At 62.6% G+C, this 21,229-nt stretch carries 21 protein-coding genes and 1 other RNA gene; 15 read left to right on the plus strand and 7 right to left on the minus strand.

What is annotated here, in order from left to right:
• Nucleotides 1-133 precede the first annotated feature (133 nt).
• Nucleotides 134-850 (plus strand): RibD family protein, encoded by a 717-nt coding sequence (locus AC1DVM_RS07555; protein ID WP_477253364.1) that lies wholly within the window; start codon nt 134-136, stop codon nt 848-850.
• On the plus strand, nt 834-1,379 hold the full coding sequence (locus tag AC1DVM_RS07560) for a cytochrome b (RefSeq protein ID WP_477253366.1): 546 nt from the start codon (nt 834-836) through the stop codon (nt 1,377-1,379). The genes AC1DVM_RS07555 and AC1DVM_RS07560 overlap by 17 nt, the downstream gene beginning before the upstream one ends.
• Here the strand turns inward: AC1DVM_RS07560 and AC1DVM_RS07565 are convergent, their stop codons facing one another.
• From AC1DVM_RS07565 to AC1DVM_RS07580, 4 genes are read right to left on the minus strand one after another with little or no spacing between them, the layout of a single operon-like run.
• Entirely contained in the window at nt 1,380-2,222 is an 843-nt protein-coding gene (locus tag AC1DVM_RS07565) for an SAM-dependent methyltransferase (protein ID WP_477253367.1), read from the minus strand.
• Entirely contained in the window at nt 2,219-3,268 is a 1,050-nt protein-coding gene (locus AC1DVM_RS07570; RefSeq protein ID WP_477253369.1) for a glycosyltransferase family 4 protein, read from the minus strand. Before AC1DVM_RS07570 ends, AC1DVM_RS07565 begins: the two co-directional genes overlap by 4 nt.
• Nucleotides 3,261-3,668: a 6-pyruvoyl trahydropterin synthase family protein gene (locus AC1DVM_RS07575; RefSeq protein WP_477253371.1), complete on the minus strand. Its 408-nt coding sequence runs from the start codon at nt 3,666-3,668 to the stop codon at nt 3,261-3,263. Before AC1DVM_RS07575 ends, AC1DVM_RS07570 begins: the two co-directional genes overlap by 8 nt.
• Before the next feature lie 22 nt (nt 3,669-3,690).
• Nucleotides 3,691-4,686, minus strand: a complete 996-nt coding sequence (locus AC1DVM_RS07580) for a zinc-dependent alcohol dehydrogenase (RefSeq protein ID WP_477253373.1) — start codon at nt 4,684-4,686, stop codon at nt 3,691-3,693.
• Between the two features lie 49 nt (nt 4,687-4,735).
• On the opposite strand from AC1DVM_RS07580, the gene mdoH reads away from it, so the two are divergent.
• The 3 genes from mdoH to AC1DVM_RS07595 all read left to right on the plus strand — a co-directional run bounded on the left by mdoH (nt 4,736) and on the right by AC1DVM_RS07595 (nt 7,743).
• A complete protein-coding gene (mdoH, locus tag AC1DVM_RS07585; protein WP_477253374.1) occupies nt 4,736-6,577 on the plus strand; it encodes a glucans biosynthesis glucosyltransferase MdoH in 1,842 nt (613 codons plus the stop codon).
• A complete protein-coding gene (locus AC1DVM_RS07590; RefSeq protein WP_477253376.1) occupies nt 6,574-7,326 on the plus strand; it encodes an FkbM family methyltransferase in 753 nt (250 codons plus the stop codon). Before mdoH ends, AC1DVM_RS07590 begins: the two co-directional genes overlap by 4 nt.
• A gap of 81 nt (nt 7,327-7,407) precedes the next feature.
• A complete protein-coding gene (locus tag AC1DVM_RS07595; RefSeq protein WP_477253377.1) occupies nt 7,408-7,743 on the plus strand; it encodes a hypothetical protein in 336 nt (111 codons plus the stop codon).
• Between the two features lie 19 nt (nt 7,744-7,762).
• On the opposite strand, the gene ssrA is transcribed toward AC1DVM_RS07595, so the two are convergent.
• Nucleotides 7,763-8,086: a transfer-messenger RNA gene (ssrA, locus tag AC1DVM_RS07600) on the minus strand.
• Between the two features lie 18 nt (nt 8,087-8,104).
• The gene (cls, locus tag AC1DVM_RS07605; RefSeq protein WP_477253378.1) at nt 8,105-9,541 is read right to left on the minus strand and encodes a cardiolipin synthase; all 1,437 of its coding nucleotides are present in this window, start codon (nt 9,539-9,541) and stop codon (nt 8,105-8,107) included.
• 244 nt (nt 9,542-9,785) lie between these two features.
• Between cls and AC1DVM_RS07610 the strand changes: the two genes are divergently transcribed.
• The 5 genes from AC1DVM_RS07610 (at nt 9,786) to AC1DVM_RS07630 (ending at nt 16,605) form a co-directional block, all read left to right on the plus strand.
• Entirely contained in the window at nt 9,786-10,817 is a 1,032-nt protein-coding gene (locus AC1DVM_RS07610) for a cysteine synthase A (RefSeq protein WP_477253380.1), read from the plus strand.
• Between the two features lie 169 nt (nt 10,818-10,986).
• Nucleotides 10,987-11,463 carry an Lrp/AsnC family transcriptional regulator gene (locus tag AC1DVM_RS07615; RefSeq protein WP_477253381.1) on the plus strand — a complete coding sequence of 159 codons (477 nt, stop codon included), beginning with the start codon at nt 10,987-10,989 and terminating at the stop codon, nt 11,461-11,463.
• A 320-nt stretch (nt 11,464-11,783) separates the two neighbouring features.
• Complete coding sequence (locus AC1DVM_RS07620) at nt 11,784-13,730, plus strand: PrkA family serine protein kinase (RefSeq protein WP_477253382.1); 1,947 nt, start codon at nt 11,784-11,786, stop codon at nt 13,728-13,730.
• A 26-nt stretch (nt 13,731-13,756) separates the two neighbouring features.
• Entirely contained in the window at nt 13,757-15,064 is a 1,308-nt protein-coding gene (locus tag AC1DVM_RS07625) for a YeaH/YhbH family protein (RefSeq protein WP_477253383.1), read from the plus strand.
• On the plus strand, nt 15,061-16,605 hold the full coding sequence (locus AC1DVM_RS07630; RefSeq protein ID WP_477253384.1) for a SpoVR family protein: 1,545 nt from the start codon (nt 15,061-15,063) through the stop codon (nt 16,603-16,605). Before AC1DVM_RS07625 ends, AC1DVM_RS07630 begins: the two co-directional genes overlap by 4 nt.
• Nucleotides 16,606-16,615: 10 nt before the next feature.
• On the opposite strand, the gene AC1DVM_RS07635 is transcribed toward AC1DVM_RS07630, so the two are convergent.
• The gene (locus tag AC1DVM_RS07635) at nt 16,616-17,317 is read right to left on the minus strand and encodes a FadR/GntR family transcriptional regulator (protein ID WP_477253385.1); all 702 of its coding nucleotides are present in this window, start codon (nt 17,315-17,317) and stop codon (nt 16,616-16,618) included.
• Between the two features lie 173 nt (nt 17,318-17,490).
• Between AC1DVM_RS07635 and AC1DVM_RS07640 the strand changes: the two genes are divergently transcribed.
• From AC1DVM_RS07640 to AC1DVM_RS07660, 5 genes are all read left to right on the plus strand, one after another.
• Entirely contained in the window at nt 17,491-18,486 is a 996-nt protein-coding gene (locus tag AC1DVM_RS07640; protein ID WP_477253387.1) for an ABC transporter substrate-binding protein, read from the plus strand.
• 10 nt (nt 18,487-18,496) lie between these two features.
• Nucleotides 18,497-19,330, plus strand: coding sequence for an ABC transporter permease (locus tag AC1DVM_RS07645; RefSeq protein WP_477253388.1), 834 nt, complete (start codon nt 18,497-18,499; stop codon nt 19,328-19,330).
• Between the two features lie 4 nt (nt 19,331-19,334).
• On the plus strand, nt 19,335-20,129 hold the full coding sequence (locus tag AC1DVM_RS07650; RefSeq protein WP_477253395.1) for an ABC transporter ATP-binding protein: 795 nt from the start codon (nt 19,335-19,337) through the stop codon (nt 20,127-20,129).
• A 10-nt stretch (nt 20,130-20,139) separates the two neighbouring features.
• Entirely contained in the window at nt 20,140-20,892 is a 753-nt protein-coding gene (locus AC1DVM_RS07655) for an ABC transporter permease (RefSeq protein WP_477253390.1), read from the plus strand.
• A partial coding sequence (locus tag AC1DVM_RS07660; RefSeq protein WP_477253391.1) for a fumarylacetoacetate hydrolase family protein occupies nt 20,892-21,229 on the plus strand: 338 nt, incomplete at its 3' end. The genes AC1DVM_RS07655 and AC1DVM_RS07660, both read left to right, overlap by 1 nt.

Below are 21,229 nucleotides of genomic sequence, written 5' to 3' on the forward strand. Positions count from 1 at the left end.
ACGGAGTTTGTCAGGCTTGGGTTGGAAGTAGGTACAAGCATCGACCTTTCCAGCCAATTGCCCCATATAACACGTTCAAGTGAACACGGCACAGGCCCAACGCCATGAAAACACTCGGTCTTTAATGGTCCCGATGTCAAAGAGCCGCATGGAGGCCGATCCGCTGTCCCATCTGCGGAACGCACCGCCCGACCGACCTTTCGTCGTGGCGCAGCTGGGCCAATCGCTCGACGGTCGGATCGCAACGCCCACCGGGGCATCCCGCTACATCAATGGAGCCTGCGCGCTCGATCATCTGCATCGGCTGCGCGCCCATGTGGATGCCGTGGTGGTCGGCGTCGGAACGGTGATTGCCGACGACCCCGCGCTGACGGTGAGGAGGGTCGATGGGCGCAATCCCGCACGGGTCTTCATCGATCCCAACGGGCGGCTGCCCAGCGATGCCCGTTGCGTGACCTCGGATTGCGCGGACCGTTACGTGATCCGCACCAGACCCGGCCCGGCCATGCGCTCGATGGAGGAGATCCTGGTGGATTCGGTCGAGGGAGCAATTCCCCCGACCGCCATCGTCGAGGCTCTCTTCCTGCGCGGCATGCGGCGGCTTCTCATCGAGGGCGGCGCACGCACGATCTCGTCCTTCGTCGCTGCCGGCGGCGTCAACCGGCTCCATGTCCTTGTGGCGCCCCTGATCATCGGTTCGGGAATGCCTGGGCTCTCGCTCCCGCCCATCGACGGGCTGGACGAGGCCATCAGGCCCACCGTCGAGGTCCATGTCTTTCCGGATGGCGACGTTCTGTTCGATTGCGACATGAAAACGCCAAGGAGCGGGAGCCATGACCGAGAAGCTTGAACAGTATAGCGGCCCCTCGCGGTTCGTTCACTGGGCTATCGCGGGGCTGATCCTGCTGATCCTCATCCCGGTCGGCCTGACCATGGTCAACCTCCCGGATGGCGGGGCGAAGAATACGCTCTACGAATTGCACAAATCCTTCGGCATGACCGTCTTTGCCCTGGCGGTGATCCGTGTGACCATCCGGGCGGTGGAGGGGTTTCCGACCCTGCCGTCCTCCCTTCCAGCCTGGCAGAAGGCCGCTGCGAGGGGCACGCATCTGGCGCTGTTCGGGCTGATCCTCCTCGTTCCGGTTCTCGGCTTCGCTGGCACCTCGATGTGTTGTTCGCCGGTGAACTATTTCTGGCTCTTTCCCATACCCATCGAGCTCTCCGGCGGGATGGACCGCGCAAAGATCGTGCTGGGATGGCACAAGGCGGCCGTTTTCCTGATGGCGGTCCTCCTCGGGGTGCACGTCGCGGCGGCGCTCTGGCACGGTTTCGTGCGCCGCGACGGCGTCTGGGAGCGGATGGTCAAGGGGCGGGGCTGATCAGGTCGGCGGGATCGCCAGCAAGTCCGTGTGGCCGATGACGCAGGCCTTCGGTGCCGATCGCGCCCGTTCCCAGGCCAGAAGATCGCCGGGAGACACCGGTCCCGTCTGCCTCGCGGCCTCCACGATGCCCGCGGCAAGCGGCGCCATCAATGCCCGATCCGCCGAAGTCAGCCGCCAGGGGCTGTCGCCGAGGATGACGTCGTAACCCCTCGCTTTCAACGATGCAGCAAGGATTTCCGCAGCCATCGGGCCCGCGGCGGGACCGAACCCCTTGTCGGTCTGTTGATGCCGGTTGAACGCCGCGTTCACTAGCCGGTCGCTCGGGTCAGGAGGGTCCCATCCTTCGTCGCCGTTGTAGATGAGCACCGTGTAGAGCGGCAGCGCGCGAGCCGCGATCGCGGCGGCGAAACGCTCGATCCACTCGGCCGAGACGAGATCGAAAAACGCCGCTGCCGTCACCAGATCAGCGGGTTCGTCGAGCACCGTCTCGATGTCGGCGGCAAGATCGGCAAGGCGAAATTCGACGTCGAGTACATGTTCATCTCTCGCCAAGTGCAAAGCCTCGCCGCGCGCGCTCGCCTCATCGGCCCAAGTCGAGAGGGAATCCTGCGCGGCCGAGATCAATTCCGGGTCATAATCGACAAGGCGCCAGTTCTGCCGAAGGGGCAGGTGCGGCGCGGTCCCACGCAGATTCGAGCCAGACCCGGAACCGAGATCGAGAACGCGAACCGACTCGCGGTCGGCAAACAACCGGGCGAGGGTAGCGAGCAAATCGCGATTTCGCGCTCGATGATCGGCCGGTTCGCGGAGTGCCAGCCATTCTGCGCTGAAACCCGTCACGCGCCATGCTCCTTCAATACGTCCGCGATGATGCGGGCCGTCTCGTCCCATCGGGTCAGCGTCTGGGCTTCCTGCCAGGCCGAATCCGCCAGGAGTTGTCGCGCAACCGGATTCTCGATCAAACGCTTCAGGGCCGTTCGGAGGGCTGACACGTCGTCCGGAGGGACCTTGACGGCGGCTTTATCTGAGACGGTTTCGGCCGCGGCGCCCCCAGTCGTCGTGACGATGGGAAGACCGCGCGCGAGGGYCTCCGTGAGAACCATGCCGAATCCCTCGAAACGGGATGCAAGAACGAACAGGTCCGCGTCGCCGTAATGTCCCGCGAGAGCTGTGTCCCCAACCGCGCCCGTGATCGCGATGCGCTCGCCTAATCCATGCTTGGCGATCTGTCCCCGGATCTCCGCCGCATATTCCGCCGAGCGGTCATCGGCGCCGACGATGGTCAGGCGCCAGGGGATGGCGGCGAGCCCTGCGAGGGCTTCGATCAGCACGTCATAGCCCTTCCGCCGCACGATCGAACCGACGGCCAGAATTCGCACCGGTCCGCCGACCTGGAGTTGGGAGCGCCGTGCGGGCTCCGTCCCCGGCCCCGCGACTGTGATGCGGTCCCGCGGCACTGAAAAGTCGGCCGCCACAAGGTTCGCGGTGGTGCGGCTGGTGACGATCACTGCTTCGGTGCGGGAAAGGGCGGCGGTTTCGTTCCGAACCAGCCCTGCGGCGTCAACGGCGTTCAGGCCTGATTCGAGTCCGAGCGGATGATGCACCAGGGCGACGACCGGGCGGGATATCTGCGCCACGATGTCCGGTGGAAGCGCCCCATACGCCAGACCGTCGATCAGCACGAGGGTCCCGAGCGGGAGATCGTTGATCAGGCGCAGTGTCTCGGCAAGATCGTCCCGCGACGGTGTCGGGAACGAACCGGGAAGCGCAAGGTGGCGCACTTCGATGCCGAGCGCGGGAAGCCGCGCGAGGACCTGCCGGTCATACGCATAGCCGCCCGTCGGCGTGGACAGATCGCCGGGAATTGCGAACGCCACCTCAGCCATCGGCGAGCGGTCCCTCGAACCAGGCCTTGGCCACGTGGGATTCGTGCAGCACGACCCGGATTTTCGAAAGACCGTCCGATCCCGGCCCCAATGTGCCATTCCTCGCCGCTTCGGCCATCGCATCGAAGATGTGGCGGCAGAGGAACTCCGTGGTCGTGTTGCGGCCTGAGAATTGCGGAAGCTCATCGAGGTTCTGATAGTTCAGCGGAGCCAGCGTGGCTTTGAGCGCATCATGCGCCCGCCCGATATCCACCACGACGGAATCGACCGTGAGTTCGTCGCGGAAGAACGCCACGTCGACCACGAACGTGGCTCCGTGCAATTTCTGTGCGGGTCCAAAAAGCTCGCCCTTGAAACTGTGGGCGATCATGATGTGCTCTCGCACCTCGACGGCGTACATGCGGGCGTCCCTCTGAGCGGCGTTACGGATAGCGAACGACCGGTGGCAAACCTTTGGCGTTCGGCGACAGGATCGAAGGCAGCGCTGACGGCAGGTCTTCGAATCTCACATCCTCGGCGACCAGCGTATCGAGGCGCGGATCGTCGAGAAGCGCCATCGCGGCCTCAAGGCGTCGGCCGTGGGTCCATCGCATCCGACGAGATACGGCGACCTGGCCGACTTGCGAGGCAATGAGCCTCAACCGCTTGCTGTGGAAGACCCCGCCGAGGGCGATATTTACCGCTCGGTCGCCATACCAGCTCATTTCGACGATCGACGCTTCGATGCCCGCGCAAGACAGCGAAAGATCGAGGCCGGCCGCCGATGCGCTGGTGTGAAAGACGAGGTCGGCCTCCGTGGGGGTGTCCGGCGGCAGTGCGAACCGGATGCCGAGGGCTTGCGCGACCTCCCGCCGTTCCGGGTCGACATCGACGAGGGTGACGTCGGTGCCGGGCAGCCGCCCCGCCAGATGCGCCACGAGAAGCCCGATGATACCGCCGCCCACCACGACCACCCGATCGGCCGGGCCGCAGCCGGCATCCCATAGGGCGTTGAGAGCGGTCTCCATGTTGGCCGCCAACACCGCGCGCCTTGCCGGAATGCTGTCCGGAACACGCGCCAGCATGTCGACGGGCGCGGTGAAGCGGTCCTGGTGCGGATGCAGCGCGAACACCGTCCGGCCCATCAGGGTTTGGGGACCGTCCTCGACGATCCCGACGGCGCAATAGCCGTATTTTACGGGAAAGGGGAACGTTCCCTCCTGGAGCGGACCTGCCATCCGATCGTATTCGCTCGCCGGGACATGGCCGCCATAGACGAGGCGTTCTGTCCCTCGGCTGATTCCAGACCACAGGGTGCGGATTCGCGCCTCCCCGGCATTCAGTCGCGGTTCAGGCGCCGCTCTCAATTCTGATTGGCCTCGTCCGGTGATCCAAAGGGCCAGAACCTGTCCTTTGCGGCCGCTCCCTGGATCTGGCATGGCTTCTTCGATCCTCGTATAACGAAACTTGCCTCTCACAGAGCGCTCCGTGACCGACACATCCGATCCCGTAAGCTTCCCCATTCGGCCGAATGTCCCCGCCGTCTCTACGACGCCTGCGGGTCTTCAGTCCACGTCTGAAATATCCCGCCGCCGCTGGCTCATGGTCGGGCTCAACGGAGCGACCTATCTGGGGCTTTGCGTCTGGCTTGCCACCATCCTGGGCGCTGAGGGATGGTCGGCGATCGACGCGATCCTGTTCGCATGTTTCCTCATTGGCTCACCGTGGACGGTCCTCGGATTCTGGAACGCGGTGATCGGGCTCTGGCTTCTTCACGTGGCGAGTGATCCGGTCGCAAGGGTTGCGCCGTTCGTCGCTGCGGGCGACAGCGATGAGCCGGTTCGGCTCGATACCGCCATCTTGCTTACGTTGCGTAATGAAGATCCGGCGCGGGCGCTCAAGCGGCTGCGCATCGTCAAGCAGAGCCTGGACGCCACCGGAGCGGGCGAGCATTTCTCCTATTTCATCCTCAGCGATACCAGCGATGCGGTGGTGGCGATCGCCGAGGAGGCGATGGCGCATGCGTGGGCGCTCGAAAGCGGCGCACCGCACCGGATGATCTATCGCCGCCGCACCGATAATGCGGGCTTCAAGGCCGGGAACGTGCGCGATTTCTGCACGCGCTGGGGCTCGTCGTTCGAGCTGATGCTTCCGCTCGATGCCGACAGCCTGATGACGGGCGATACCATCCTGCGCATGGTCCGCATGATGCAGGCGTATCCGAAGCTCGGCATTCTGCAGAGTCTCGTGACGGGGATGCCATCGAAAAGCGCGTTCGCGCGGATTTTCCAGTTCGGGATGCGCCACGGAATGCGCCCCTACACGATGGGCTCCGCGTGGTGGATGGCGGATTGCGGTCCGTTCTGGGGACACAACGCCTTGGTGCGGATCAAGCCCTTCATCGAGCATTGCGACCTCCCGCTTCTGCCCGGCACCGGTCCTTTGAGCGGCCATGTGTTGTCGCACGATCAGGTCGAGGCGACGCTGATGCGCCGTGGCGGTTATGAGGTGCGCGTCTGGCCGGAGGAATGCGGAAGCTGGGAGGAAAACCCACCCACGCTGGCGGATTTCTCACGCCGGGATGTGCGGTGGTGCCAGGGAAATCTACAATACGTTAGATTGTTGAGACTGCCCGGCCTCCTGCCGATGAGCCGGTTTCAGCTCGCTTGGGCGATCCTGATGTTTCTGGGGGTCCCGGCTTGGACGCTCCTGATCGGCCTTCTCCCCTTCAAGGCTCTCGATGGCGAAGAGGCTGCGCTTTTTCCCGTGACCTCCGCGGCGGCGCTCTACCTGACGTTCCTCGGCATGTATCTGTCGCCGAAACTCGCGGGTTTCGCCGATGTGCTGGCCGAAAGTGGCGCCCGCCTGCGCTACGGGGGCGGGTTGCGCTTCCTCGCGGGTGCCGCCACGGAGTTGTTGTTCTCATTTCTGGTCGGAGCAGCCACGACGCTGCGGATCACCCTCTTCATGCTGGGACTTCCCTTCGGCAAGTCCGCCACCTGGAACGGGCAGGAGCGCGACGCCCATCGGCTGACGTGGCGAAGCGCGGTGGCGGGGTTGTGGCCGCAACTGGCGTTCGGGGTCGCGGTGATCGGCCCCCTGATGGCGGTCGCGCCCGCTCTCGTCGGCTGGTCTCTTCCGCTGACCCTCGGTTATCTGGTGGCCATTCCGTTCGCTGTTGTCACGTCCGGCGCGGCCCTGGGACAGATCCTCGTCGGGACCGGCCTGTGCGCCATTCCCGAAGAGCGCGAGACTCCTTGGGAAATCACCGCGCTTCACGCCCACGGTGACACGAGCCTTCGGCCCGTGCTGGAAACGGAAGCCGCATGATCGCTGGATTGCGGACGGGTATCGCGCTTGCGCGTTCGGTCTGGGTTTATCACGGCGATCGGGCGAGGCATCGCCGAATGGACGCGCTGTACGGCCGCTATATCCGCCCCGGCGATCTCGCCTTCGATATCGGCTCCCATGTGGGTGACCGGATTTCGGCCTTTCGCCGGTTGGGGGCGAGAGTCGTGGCGCTCGAGCCCCAGCCCGGGCCGGCTTCCGTCATCCGAGTGATCCACGGGCGCGATCGCAAGGTCACCTGCCTCCGCTCGGCCGCCGGCTCGGCACCGGGGGAGCTGGTTCTGCGGGTCAATTCCCGCAACCCGACGGTTTCGAGCCTCTCGGCTGATTTCATCTCGGCCGCGCAGGGCGCTCGCGGATGGGAAGGGCAGGATTGGGACCAGTCTCTCGCCGTGCCTGTGACAACCCTCGATCTCCTGATTGCCGAACATGGGGTGCCGACCTTCATCAAGATCGACGTAGAGGGTTTCGAGGAGGAGGTGCTGGCCGGTCTGACCCAGGCCGTTCCCGCCTTGTCGTTCGAATTCACGACGATCGCCCGCGATGCCGCGAGAGCCTGTCTGACAAGGCTCGAGAGGCTCGGCCCGTATCGATTCAATGTCGCCCTCGGCGAGAGCCAGGTTTTGTCTTTCGGCGAAGCGATCCCGGTAGGGCAGATGTGGGATTTCATCGCAAGCCTGCCCGACGAGGCCAATTCGGGCGATGTCTATGCCGAGCTTCCGCGAGGTTGACCGGACCGCAAGGGCTTGCCCACAGGAACTTTATAGCTACGCTGGCGTTGGAATGGGCCCCGATGCGGAGCGAGGTGCGCGATGTCCGGAAGCGGCGATCAACCCACGAAAAGACGGAGCAATCTGCCGCCTCTCCCGCCGGCGGTGCAGGAACATCTCGGCCAGAAATTGAGGGCGCAATATCACGAGACAGGGGATAAGCCGAAATATCTGGGCGACCCGATGGTTCCGGTCGAATTCGACCCGCTGCTCGACAAGATCGACAAGTCCGAGCGGAAGCACAAAGCCGAGAAGATCGGGGAGGCCGGACGACAGGCCGTGGCGGCCGCTCTCGGAGACATAACGGGTATCGCGGTCCCGGAGATCGACCCCCGTCCGGGTATCGCTCCCAAACGCATCCCCAAGCTGAGCGAGTAAAAATGGGAACGGCACCCGGAGGTGCCGTTTCTGTTGCTAGGCTTTCCCGAGCCCCGGATGGTTACGCCGCGAGGCGAACCGCACCCATGTCAACGTTGTCGTTGGCATTTGTGAATTTGCACTGTTAAGGCCGTAGCTCAGCCTAATCGCAGCCTAGCCTTTATCACGCCTAGTCGAACCCATGTCGCCCCCATCACCAAGGCACACCGAACGATGCCCTCGTGGTGGAGGCGGCGGGAATCGAACCCGCGTCCTAAACGCTTATTCCACTCTGCCTCTACGATCATAGCCAGGTTGCCCTGACACGCCCGATATAGGATGGCGGGCGTCCCATTGCTAGCCCGCGCGCTCATTTTGAACCTCACAGCAGCGGGCTCATGAGCCGTGCGATATTCTCGATCGTCTTGGCTGCGAGCGACCGCCGGCCCCAGCGATCGAGGTCAAGCTCGTCGCTCTCGGCGAAATAGCGCTCCTGCTCCTCACGCAGGCGGGCGGTCACGTCGGGATCGAAGAGAACGAGGCTGACCTCGGAGTTTAGGATGAACGAGCGCAGATCGATGTTGCTCGATCCGATCAGGCAGAGATCCTCATCGACGCTCAGGTGCTTGGCGTGCAGGAGCTTGTCCCGGTAGAGATGGATCTTCACCCCGGCCGCGAGGAGGCCCGCGTAATAGGAGCGTTGCGCGAGGTTGACGAGGATCTGATCGACCGGCTTCGACAGGACGAGATGGACCTCCACACCTCGAAGTACGGCCGTCTCCAGCGCGTGAAGAAGCGCTTCGTTGGGGATAAAATAGGGGGTCGTGATCACCACGCGGGATCGCGCCCCGTAGACGAGCGCCTCGATCAGGCGTTCGACCCCTGCGCCCGGGTGGTCCGGCCCCGATGGAAGCACCTGCGCGATCGTCTCGCCGGTATCCACCGGTTCGGGACAGATCGCCGGGTCGTCGAGCACCTGTTCGGTTTCCAGAAACCAGTCGGTCACGAAGACGCCCTGGAGTTCCAGCACCACCGGTCCGGTGGCGCGGACCACGAGCTCCTGGTTGACGATGCCAGGCTTGAAGTCCCGATTGACCAGGTTCTGGGAGCCCACATAGCCCACTTTGCCGTCGATCACCGCGATCTTGCGATGGTTGCGCAGGTCTGCGCGGGCGGATTTGCGCCGAAGCAGGCCGAGGGGCAGCACGAGATGGACCTCGACGCCCGCCGATTGGAGCGCCGCGACCGTCCGGGTCGCCCAGGGGCGGGATCCGAGGGCGTCGATCAGGACCCGGCACGCCACGCCGCGCAAGACTGCCCGCGCCAAAGCATCGATGATCTTCCGGCCCGTCTCGTCATCGGCGAAAATGTAGAACAGCAGATGGACATGGAGGCGGCTGGCGTCGATGTCCTCCGCCAGACGGTCGATCGTGCCGTCGTAATCCGAGAGCAACTCCGCATTGTTGCCGCTCACGCTGGCGAACCGCCCGAGGTTCTGGATCAGCGTGGCAGCCTGCTTCAGGTTCGCCGGAAGATGCGGCCGCTGTTCATCGGTGACCTCGGTCAGTCGCTCACCCACCGCCCGGAAGACGACGGGGAGCTTGGAAAATCGCCGTTGCCGCCATTCGGGATAGGAGGGGCGCCCGATCAGGAAGTAAACGAGCAGGGCAGGCCATGGCAGGAAGAACACGAAAAGCAGCCAGCCTTTCGCGGCGTCAGGCGAACGCCGGAACGGGACCACGACGAGCATCACGATCCTGACGATCCATTCGGACGCCAGATAAACCGTCGCCCACGAAATGCTGCCGAAAAGGCTCATGACGGGTGCCGCGGGCTGTTGTGGGGAAGCGTGATCGGCGCGGTGCGACGACAGTGACCGCGTTGTCCTGAGGTCATGGGTTCGTATGTCCGCAAGAGGAAAATCTGCCTCCCATTTTGGATAGCCGCGACACCTCTGTCCAGCTTGGGGCGGCGGCAGCCGCGACGGCGCTGACGATGTCGATTGAACCGCGGCCCATATCCATTCAGATTAAGTCACATTTCTTTGCGCCGGACAGGTCTTCATGGATATCAAGCCCGACATCCTCGCCGCTATCGGCAACACCCCTCTGATCAAGCTGCGACGTGCATCGGAGCTGACGGGCTGCACGATTCTCGGAAAGGCCGAATTCATGAATCCGGGCCACTCCGTCAAGGATCGGGCGGCCTTGTTCATCGTCGAAGATGCTGTGCGTCGGGGCCTTCTGCGTCCGGGCGGCATCATTGTCGAGGGAACGGCGGGTAATACCGGCATCGGTCTCGCGCTGGTGGCGAGCGTGCTGGGCTTTCGAACCCTCATCGTCATTCCGGAAACGCAGAGCGAGGAAAAGAAGAACATGCTTCGGCTGGCGGGTGCCGAGCTGATCGAAGTGCCGGCCGTCCCGTACGCGAATCCCAATAATTACGTGAAGATCTCGGGCCGTCTGGCGGATCGCTTGGCGCAAACGGAGCCGAATGGCGCCATCTGGGCGAACCAGTTCGACAATGTCGCCAACCGGGACGGTCACGTGAAAACGACCGGCCGGGAGGTCTGGGAGCAGACGGACGGGACGGTCCATGGCTTCGTCAGCGCGGTCGGAACCGGGGGAACGCTAGCGGGCGTGGGAATCGCGCTCAAGGAGAAAAACCCGCAGGTTCAGATCGCGCTCGCCGACCCCATGGGGGCGGCGCTCTATCATTATTTTACTCATGGCGAGCTGAAATCGACCGGCTCCTCGATCACCGAGGGTATCGGGCAGGGCCGCATCACGCGGAATCTGGAGGGCGCGCCGATCGATCTGGCCTTCCAGATACCGGATGAGGAGGCGCTCCCGATCATCTTCGATCTGGTCGAGCACGAAGGGCTGTGCCTCGGCGGTTCGTCGGGAATCAATATCGCGGGTGCCATCCGCCTGGCGAAGCATCTCGGCCCGGGTCACACCATCGTGACCATCCTGTGCGATTCCGGATCTCGGTATCAATCGAAGCTCTTCAACCCGGATTTCCTGAGCGCGCGCGGACTGCCCTTGCCGGGATGGCTCACACGCGGTTCCGCGGTCGATCCAGGTTTCGTGTGATTACGGCGCGGGCACAGGGCAATCGCCGCGCAGCAACGCACGTTGACGTCCAGCTGCCATCATTTAGAATAAATTTTCCTCTCGCCCGTCGAATCGCCGAAGCGTGGATAATAATTTTCTACTTTCGTTGGGCGAGAGGGCCGAGCTACGTCGTCAGTGGATAGTGAGAATGGACGCGATCGACACCAAAATTCTCGCCCTGCTGCAAGAGGACACCTCGATTTCCATCGCCGAACTGGCGCAGAAGGTGGGCTTGTCCCAGACACCCTGCTGGAAGCGCATTCAGAGGCTTGAATCCCGCGGGGTCATCGAGAGGCGTGTGGCGCTCCTGAACCCGGAAAAAATTGGTCTTGGGCTGACTGTTTTCGTATCGATCGAGACCTCCGACCATTCGGGAGCCTGGCTTCAACGGTTCGCCGAATTCGTATCGGCGATGCCGGAGGTCATGGAGTTTTACCGGATGGCCGGGGACGTCGATTACATGCTGCGTGTCGTCGTCCAGGACATGGCAGCCTATGACTTGTTCTACAAGCGACTCATCGATGCCATTCCGCTGAGAAATGTGACGTCCCGGTTCGCCATGCAGCGCGTGAAATCGACCACCGCCTTCGCGTTGCCCCCGCCGGATATGCGCAAGACCGCCTGAGCAGGCCCGGCTCCAGCCACTCCGCAGCCATCGAGGGATATCGGAGACAGATGGTCGCACAAGCCTTGCAGGAACGCGTCGCCACAGACAGTTGCTAAGAACCCCCGAGATCAACCCGTTTCAGTTCCGAAGAGGGCTGCAGACGACAATTAGGGGGAATATCGCGGAATTGACCCCCGACAAGCCCGCACTTCCGTGATCGGCGGTCAGGAGAAGATTTTGGTCTGCCGGTGTCTTTTCAGTGTATGCCCGGAAGTTTCGGCAACCTCAGCGGTAGATTTAAGTTATGATGACGTAGGGTGTAAATTCGGTAGGTGCCGATGCTTCCTCACAGTGATCTCTTTTCGAGTTACGCACGAACTTATGAGACCCGCCGCGACAGCGAGATGTCTCTGACAGAATATCTTGAGGGATGTCGCGACGACCCGATGATGTATGCGAGCGCGCCAGAGCGCATTCTGGCCGCCATCGGCGACGCGGAACTCGTCGACACCGCAAGAGATGCCCGCCTCGGTCGCATTTTCATGAACCGCACGATCCGCAGGTATCCGGCCTTTGCCGAGTTCTACGGCATGGAGGAGACGATCGAGCGAATCGTCAGCTTCTTCCGGCATGCCGCTCAGGGGCTGGAGGAACGCAAGCAGATCCTCTACCTGCTGGGACCGGTCGGCGGCGGCAAGTCCTCTCTGGCCGAACGGCTCAAGGCCCTCGTGGAGCTCCAGCCGATCTACGTGCTGAAGGCGGGGGACGATCTCAGTCCAGTTTTCGAGAGCCCCCTCGGACTCTTCGACCCCGAGCACATGGGTGACGTCCTCGAAGAGCGGTACGGTATCCCGCGTCGCCGCCTCACGACGGTCATGAGCCCCTGGTGCCTCAAGCGTCTGGATGAGTTCGGCGGCGACATTTCGCGATTCCGCGTCGCGCGAATCAACCCCTCGCGCTTGCGCCAGATCGCCGTGTCGAAAACCGAACCCGGCGACGAGAACAATCAGGATATCTCGTCGCTGGTCGGCAAGGTCGATATCCGAAAACTCGAGACGCTGTCGCAGGCCGATCCGGACGCTTATAGCTATTCGGGCGGCCTCAACCGCGCCAACCAGGGCATCCTCGAATTCGTCGAGATGTTCAAGGCCCCGATCAAGATGCTCCATCCGCTGCTCACCGCGACGCAGGAGGGCAACTATGTCGGCACCGAGAATATCGGCGCAATCCCGTTCTCGGGCATCATCATGGCGCATTCCAACGAGGCGGAGTGGCAGAGCTTCAAGGCCAACAAGAACAACGAGGCGTTCATAGATCGCATCTACGTGATCAAGGTGCCGTACTGCCTGCGCGCGACCGAGGAACAGCAAATCTACCAGAAGCTGATCCGGTCGTCCGAGTTGGCCACGGCTCCGTGTGCACCCGCGACGCTCGAAATGCTGGCGCAGTTCTCGGTGCTTTCACGGCTTCGTGAACACGAGAATTCCAACGTTTTTTCGAAGATGCGTGTCTATGACGGCGAGAGCATCCGCGAGGTCGATCCCCGCGCGCGATCCTTGCAGGAATACAAGGACGCGGCCGGCGTCGACGAGGGCATGGAGGGGATTTCCACCCGCTTCGCCTTCAAGGTCCTGGCCGCCACGTTCAACCACGACACGGTCGAGGTCTCGGCCGATCCCGTCCACCTGATGTATGTGCTGCAACAGGCGCTGCGGCGGGAACAATTGCCGCCCGAGACGGAGAAACGCTATCTCGAGTTCATCAAGGCCGAACTCGCGCCGCGCTACGCCGAGTTTATCGGGCACGAGATCCAGAAGGCCTATCTGGAATCCTACCACGATTACGGCCAGAACCTGTTCGACCGCTATGTCGATTATGCGGATGCCTGGATCGAGGATCAGGATTTCAAGGATGCGGATACGGGCCAGCTCCTGAACCGCGAGCTTTTGAACCAGGAGCTCAGCAAGACCGAGAAGGCGGCCGGCATTGCCAACCCGAAAGACTTCCGCAACGAGGTGGTCAAATTCGCCTTGCGGTCCCGCGCGGCGAATGGCGGGCGTAACCCGTCCTGGACCAGCTACGAGAAGCTTCGCGAGGTGATCGAGCGTCGCATGTTCTCGCAGGTGGAGGAGTTGCTTCCGGTGATCAGCTTCGGATCCAAGAAGGATACCGAAACCGAGAAGAAGCACGGTGAGTTCGTGGAACGAATGCTGGCCCGTGGGTATACCGAAAGACAGGTTCGCCGACTGGTCGAATGGTACATGAGAGTGAAGCAGGCGGATTGACGTTGGTCGGTCGGGAGTAGCGTGTCATGTATATCATTGACCGACGCCTCAATGCCGGGGGCAAGAGCCTCCCCAACCGACAGCGCTTTCTTCGTCGCGCCAAGGCGCTTGTGCAGCGCGCGGTCGCCGACAAGGCGGCGGAGCGGGACATCACGGACATCGACTCCTCTGCGGAGGTGTCGATCCCCAAAGGCGGAATCAGCGAACCGCGTCTTCGGCGCGCCAATTCGGGCGGGTTGCGGGATTATGTCTTGCCCGGAAACAAGAGATTCGTGGAAGGCGACACCATCGAGCGGCCGCCCGGTGGCTCGGGCCGGGGGTCGGAGGCAGGTGATGGAGAGGGTGAAGACCAGTTTCGGTTTGTCCTCTCGCGGGAGGAGTTTCTGCAGCTCTTCCTCGACGACCTCGATCTTCCCAATCTCTCCAAACGCCGGCTGATGGCGACCGAAGCCTCGGGTCTGAGACGCGCCGGCTATTCCGTGACGGGCTCGCCTCCCAACCTGGCGCTGACCCGGACCATGCGCAATTCGCTGTCGCGACGCATCGCGCTGAAGCGCCCTGGTCTTGCCGAGCTGGAGAGGCTCGCGCAGGAGATCGCGGATCTCGAGAGACAAGAGCCCGAAAGCAGCGAAAGGCTGACTTTGCTGCGCGCGGAACTGGAGCGGCTCAATCGCCGGACGCGGCAGGTTCCCTACATCGACCCCATCGATTTGCGGTATCGACGCTTCGAGCCCGTGACGCGGCCCGTCAGCCAGGCTGTCATGTTCTGCCTGATGGATGTGTCGGGCTCAATGACAGAGCACATGAAGGATCTGGCGAAACGATTCTACATGCTGCTCTACGTGTTTCTGAAACGCCGCTATCGCCACGTCGAGATCGTCTTCGTCCGGCACACGCACGAGGCGAAGGAGGTGGACGAGGAGACGTTCTTCAACAGCCCGGAGACCGGCGGAACGCTCGTCTCGTCGGCTCTCGTCGAGATGAAGCGAATCGTCGCGGAGCGCTACCCGCCTGCGAGCTGGAACATCTATGCCGCGCAGGCTTCCGACGGTGACAATTCGACGGCGGACCGGGCCACATGCACGGCGTTGCTGCGCGATGCCATCCTGCCGCTGTGCCAGTATTTTGCGTATCTCGAAGTCGGTGCCGAGGACGAGGGGCAGCGGATAGGTTTCTCGACGCACCGGACGACCCTCTGGCAAACCTATGAGGCTCTCGTGCAGAACGGCAGCGAGATCGCCATGCGCAAGGTCAACCATCGACGCGAGATCTACCCCGTCTTCCGCGATCTCTTCCGGCGGAGGACGGAAGCCGTCGAGCAGGGCGCGCCATGACCGGAAGCCGCGAGCGAAAGCTTCTGTTTAAAGGGTCCGACTGGGACTTCGCGACGATCCAGCACATCTACGACGCCGTCGAAGACGTAGCGGTGGGTCAGCTCGGCCTCAACGTCTATCAAAATCAGGTGGAGGTCATCACCGCCGAGCAGATGCTCGACGCCTACGCGTCGACCGGGATGCCGCTGCTCTATCGACACTGGTCCTTCGGCAAGCACTTCGCCGCCCATGACGCCGTCTACCGAAAAGGATTCATGGGCCTCGCCTATGAGATCGTCATCAATTCGAATCCTTGCGTGTGCTACATCATGGAGGGAAACACCGCCACGATGCAGACCCTCGTCATCGCTCACGCGGCTTTCGGTCACAATCACTTCTTCAAGAATAATCATCTGTTCCGGCAATGGACCGATGCGGACGGCATCCTCGACTATCTGTCATTTGCAAAAAACTATGTGGCGCGATGCGAGGAACGCTATGGACAAGCGGCCGTCGAGCGCCTTCTGGACGCGGCTCACGCGCTCATGTCGCATGGCGTCCACCGCTATCCCCGCAAGAAGCGCCCGGACCTGCGTTCCGAGGAGCGTCGCGAGCGGGAACGGCAGTTGCATCGGGAGCAGACCTACAACGATCTCTGGAAAACGCTTCCTGGAAAGCGACGCGGTCACGGCAAAGCCACGGAGGAGCAGCACCTGCGCGCGCTCTTGGAACTGCCGCAGGAAAACCTGCTCTATTTCCTGGAAAAGACCGCGCCCCGTCTGAAGCCATGGCAACGGGAGATCCTTCGTCTCGTGCGCCACATCGCGCAATATTTCTATCCGCAGCGTCAGACCAAGGTCATGAACGAAGGCTGTGCCACCTATTGCCATTATGAAATCATGACCCGCCTTCATGACGAAGGGCGGATCACCGACGGCTCGTTTCTCGAATTCCTTCAGTCACACACCAACGTGGTGCGACAACCGGAATTCGACGATCCCCATTACGGCGAGATCAACCCTTATGCGCTTGGCTTCGCGATGATGCGGGACATCGCGCGAATCTGCGAGCGGCCCGAAGATGAGGACCGGCTGTGGTTTCCGGAAATCGCCGGCAGCAGGGACGTCATGGGAGTCCTGAAGGACGTGTGGGCGAATTACCGCGACGAAAGCTTCATCTTGCAATTCCTGAGCCCGCGGTTGATGAGGGAGTGGCGCATGTTCCATCTCGTCGACAACCCGGACGAGCCGACGCTTCGCATTCAGGCCATTCACAACGAACAGGGCTACAGGCGCGTCCGGCAATCGCTCGCACGGCATTACGATATGGCCTGGCTCGATCCCGACATTCAGGTGGTCAACGTGGACCTGGCGGGCGACCGGCGGCTCGAACTCCATCACAACGTCTTGAACGGAATTCTCCTGCAAGGCGACGAGACCGACCAGGTGCTGCAGCATCTGGCAGACTTGTGGGGTTATGGCGTGGTGCTGAAAGAGGTCGACCCGGCAACCGGGACGGTCCTGAAAGAGCATACGGCGAGGGCCCGCGCGCCGTTCTGCTGACTGCCCGCCGTCAGTGCCCGGCTTCGGATTGCCGCTCGAGAAGCTTGCGCTCCACGCTCTGCAGATGGATGCGCATCGCCGATGCGGCGCCGCTCATGTCACGGTTGGCGATTGCCTCGATGATCGCATCGTGCTCCGCGAAGCTGTGATGGTCGCTCGCGGGCTTCAAGGGCGTCGTGCGCAGGCGGCCCCACGTCACCGCCCGCCGGACGGCGTTGATGGTGTCGAACAGACCGACCAGAAGGCTGTTCTGGGTCGCCTCCGCGATGGTGCGATGCAGGCGGTTGTCCCAGTTCTCGTATTGCCGCCACGTGCCGGCTTCCCGCATGCGGGTCACGCAGGTGCGCATTTCGGTGAGGTGCATCGGTGTGGCGGTCAGCGCCGCCGCCCGCGCGATCTCAGGCTCCATGATCAAGCGCACGCGCATCACCTCGGCAGGATTGGTGCGCTTGGCCAAGGACGCAATGTCCGCGAACGTATCAAGGGGTCGGCTGCCGATGAACGTGCCTTTCCCCACGTGGCGCCAGAGCTGACCCTCGGTCTCGAGCGCCGTCAGCGCCTTGCGCAATTCCGTCCGCGAGACGCCCAACGCATCCGACAATTCGCGCTCAGGCGGCAGCCTCCCGTCTTCCGGCAGTGCCGCTTGGGCCAGATAGGCGCGGAGTTGCGTGATCACGCCGCGCTCCATCGTCATTTCGCTGATGTTCGACATCTGGATCCAACCAATCGATAATTGGTTGATCTATGAAACACTGTGCCGACGCAGTCAATAGGGACATTCACTTGACATTACGGCAGTTCCAATTGTAACCATTGGGCGATTGGTCGCGGATAACGCGGCCAGACGATAGGGCGGATCAACCGCTGGAGCCTCGGGAGATGGAAATGTTCAAGATGTTCTCAGGTCTAAAGGCGAGCGCTGCCGCGCTGACATTGGGCGCCGCACTGGTTGCATCCGGTTCGGCGGATGCCGCGAAGGTGCGCGTCGCTTTCGGCGACATCGCGAGCGTCGAATCGCTGCACCTTCTGGCCGCGTTCGAGCGTGCGAGGGAGCAGGGCGTCGATATCGAGGTGACGTATCTGAAATCCGAGGATATCGCCGCTCAGGCCGTCGTCGGCGGGCAGGCCGATATCGGAGTGGGCGGGCCGTATGCACTCGTGCAGAAGGTCAAAGCCCCGATCCGCATGTTCATGCAGCTCTCGACCCTCCGCTTCTACCCGGCCGTCAACGCCCAGTTCTACAAGACCTGGAAGGATTTGAACGGGCAGGAGATCGCGGTCCACTCGCGGGGTTCCGGCACCGAAGCGATCATGAAGTTGATGGAAGACCGCCAGGGCATCAAGTTCTCCAAGATCAGCTACATTCCCGGCTCCGAAGTGCGGACAGGCGCGCTTCTGCAGGGCAACGTCAAGGCCACCATCGTCGATTCAGCAGGCCGTCGGCTTCTCGAAACCCAGGCCCCCGGCAAGTTCATCATCCTGCCGCTCGAAGGCGTGAACGCCACCGACGAAGCGCTTTTCGCCAACACCGATTTCCTCGAGAAGAATGCGGCCGATGTCGACAAGATCGTCGAGGCGATCCTCACCACCTGGCGCGAGGTCACGGCGAACCCGGCCGTCGTCACGGAACTGCGCGCGAAGTACAAGCTTCTGCCGGATCTTCCGGCCGCGCAGGTGACGGAAATCGTGCCGTACTTCGAAGAGCTCGCGAAGGGAAAAGCGTTCCCGCTCAATGGCGGCGGCGCGGCGGCGGCGAAGGACGATTTCGCTTTCTACACGCTTTCCGGTCAGCTCACGGGTGAGCCCGCGAGCCTGAAGGTGGAAGATTTCTGGGATACCCGCTCGCTTGACCGCGCGCTTGCCAAGCTCGGCAAAAAGTAAGGCGGCCGGGATGATGGCTCCCTCTCAGGTGGACGGCCCCGTGCGGGCCGTTCACGCGCCCGCCGCCGCGCGCCCCGGCTTCGGCCGGGCCCTCGGACGGTACCCCGCCCTCTGGCGTGTGGCGTCCCTGGCGCTCTTCTTCCTGGCTTGGGAGATCGCGGGCCGCGTGCCGATCAGCTACGCGTTCCCGACCTTCTCGGCGACCTTCGCGGCGCTCGCTTCCATGCTGTTCGACGGAAGCCTGTTCGTCGCCTACGCCGAAACCCTGCAGCCGTTGATCATCGGCGTTGCGATTTCGGGCGTGATCGGGGTAGGGCTCGGCATCGTGATGGGGTTGTCCCGCTCCGCCGAATGGCTCGTGGCGCCCTTGTTCATCGTCCTGCAAGCGGCTCCGATGGCAGCGCTCATTCCGCTGATCACCTTCGTGTACGGGATCGGCCTTGTGGCGAAGACCCTCGCGGTCATCATGCTGGCCCTCCCGGTCATCGTGCTCAACGGCTACAAGGCGGTGCGCAATGCCAACCCGTCGCTCGTCGCCATGTGCCGATCGTTCCAGGGCACGAAACTCCAGCAGATCGCCAAGATCATCATTCCGGATGCAAGCCCTGTGATTTTCGCCGGATTGCGGCTGGGTCTGGCCGCGGGCTTCATTGGCGTGATTCTGGCGGAGCTGCTCATCACGCCCACGGGCATCGGCGATCTCATCACCTATCATCGTTCGGTCGCCAATTACGCGGAGATGTATGCCGCCGTGGTGTCGATCATTCTTGTCTCAACCCTGACGCTCGCGGCGCTTGAATCGTTCGAGATGCGCGTCCTGCGTCCAGAGAAAAGGAGGGGCTGACGTGATGCTCCCCGCCGCCGCCGTCAACACGGCCTATCCTGCCGCCGAAACCGTCGTCGAGGTTCGAGGCATCTGCAAGAGATACAACGAAGTCGAGGCCTTGYGGCTCATCGACCTCGACTTTCCCCGGGGCAAGCTGACGACGCTGCTCGGCCCCTCGGGCTGCGGCAAGACCACGCTGCTCAAGATCATCGCCGGTCTGATCGACGCGACATCCGGAGAGGTTCGGGTGAATGGCAAGACCGTCACGGGGCCTGGTCCTGAGCGCGCCTTCGTGTTCCAGGATTTCGCCCTGATGCCCTGGGCGACGGTCATGCGCAATGTTGCGTTCGGCCTCGAGCTGCAAGGCATGGGGAAGGCGGAACGGCAATCCATCGCGCGCAACTACATCGCGGAGGTCGGCCTCAACGGCTTCGAGGACAAGTACCCGCATGAGCTTTCAGGCGGTATGCGCCAGCGCGTGGGGCTTGCGCGGGCTTTCGCGGTCAATGCCGAGGTCTTGTTGCTCGACGAGCCGTTCTCCGCGGTCGACGAGCAGAACCGCCGCAAGTTCCAGGAGGATCTGCTGCGTCTGGTCGACAAGGAAAACAAGACCTTCATCTTCGTCACCCATAGCATCGAAGAGGCGGTCTACGTCTCCGACCGCATCGTGCTTCTTTCCCGTCGTCCCGGACGCGTTTCGCAGATCATCGAACCGAAGATCGACCGCACCGCATCCCCCGACGCCATTCGCCGCGACCAGGGCTATCTCGATACCGTCGAGGAGATCTGGCAAGGCCTCAAGCATTACGTGGATTGAGGAGCGGATCATGGTTCTTTTCGGCTATCGGGTGCCCATGATGGCATCTTTGATTGTCTGGTGTGTGATCTGGGAAATCGTCGGCCGCGCCGGGCTGCTCTTTCTCATCCCGCCACTCTCGAGCGTGCTCGTGGCGGCTTTGGCCCTCGTGCAGACAGGCACATGGCAGGCCGCGGCGCTGATCACGCTGCACAGCTTCGTCATCGGCATGGGATTGGCCATCGTTGTCGGCATCACCCTGGGAGTGTTGATGGGCCGGTTCAAGGCGGTCGACGAATTGTTCGGTATCTGGGTGAACATCTTCGTCAGCGCTCCCCTCTCAGCCCTCGTGCCCGTTCTCATGATCCTGTTCGGCATCGGCGAGACGACGGTCATCGTCACCGTGTTCCTCTTCGCGGTCTGGATCATCGTTCTTGACACGCGTGCCGGCATCCAGCACGTCCCCAACTCGCTGATCGAGATGGGCCGCAGCTACGGCGCCACGACATTCGCCCTTTACAGCAAGATCGTTCTCCTCGCGGCGCTTCCGGAGATCCTCGCGGGGATAAGGCTCGGGCTCGTCCGCGGCGTGAAGGGCGTGGTGATCGGCCAGCTTCTGGTGTCGATCATCGGATATGGCGAGCTGTTCGAGCTTTATTCGCGCAGCTTCGACATGGAGAACTTCTGGGCGCTGACCATCATCCTCTTCGCCGCGGCGATGCTGATGTCGGCGGCCATCGAACACGTCGAGAAAAAAGTCGATTATTACGCAGGAGTAAGATGATGAATGCGCCTATCTCAACCGCCGGCTACGTGGTCGAGCCTCTGCCGGTTCCAAGCTTGCCGGTGAAAGGCAGCGACAAGCTGTTCCCGGTTCATCGCATCTATTGCGTCGGGCGCAATTATGCCGAGCATGCGATCGAGATGGGTCACGACCCGTCGAAGGAGCCTCCGTTCTTCTTCCAGAAAAATCCCGACAACGTGGTGACGGACGGGAATTTTCCGTATCCCGGCATGACCAAGGACGTCCATTTCGAGATCGAGATGGTGGTGGCGCTCGGCAAGGGCGGCACCGACATTCCGGTCGAGAATGCGCTCGACCACGTGTTCGGCTACGGGGT

Source organism: Microvirga sp. P4_A5, from assembly GCF_056402495.1.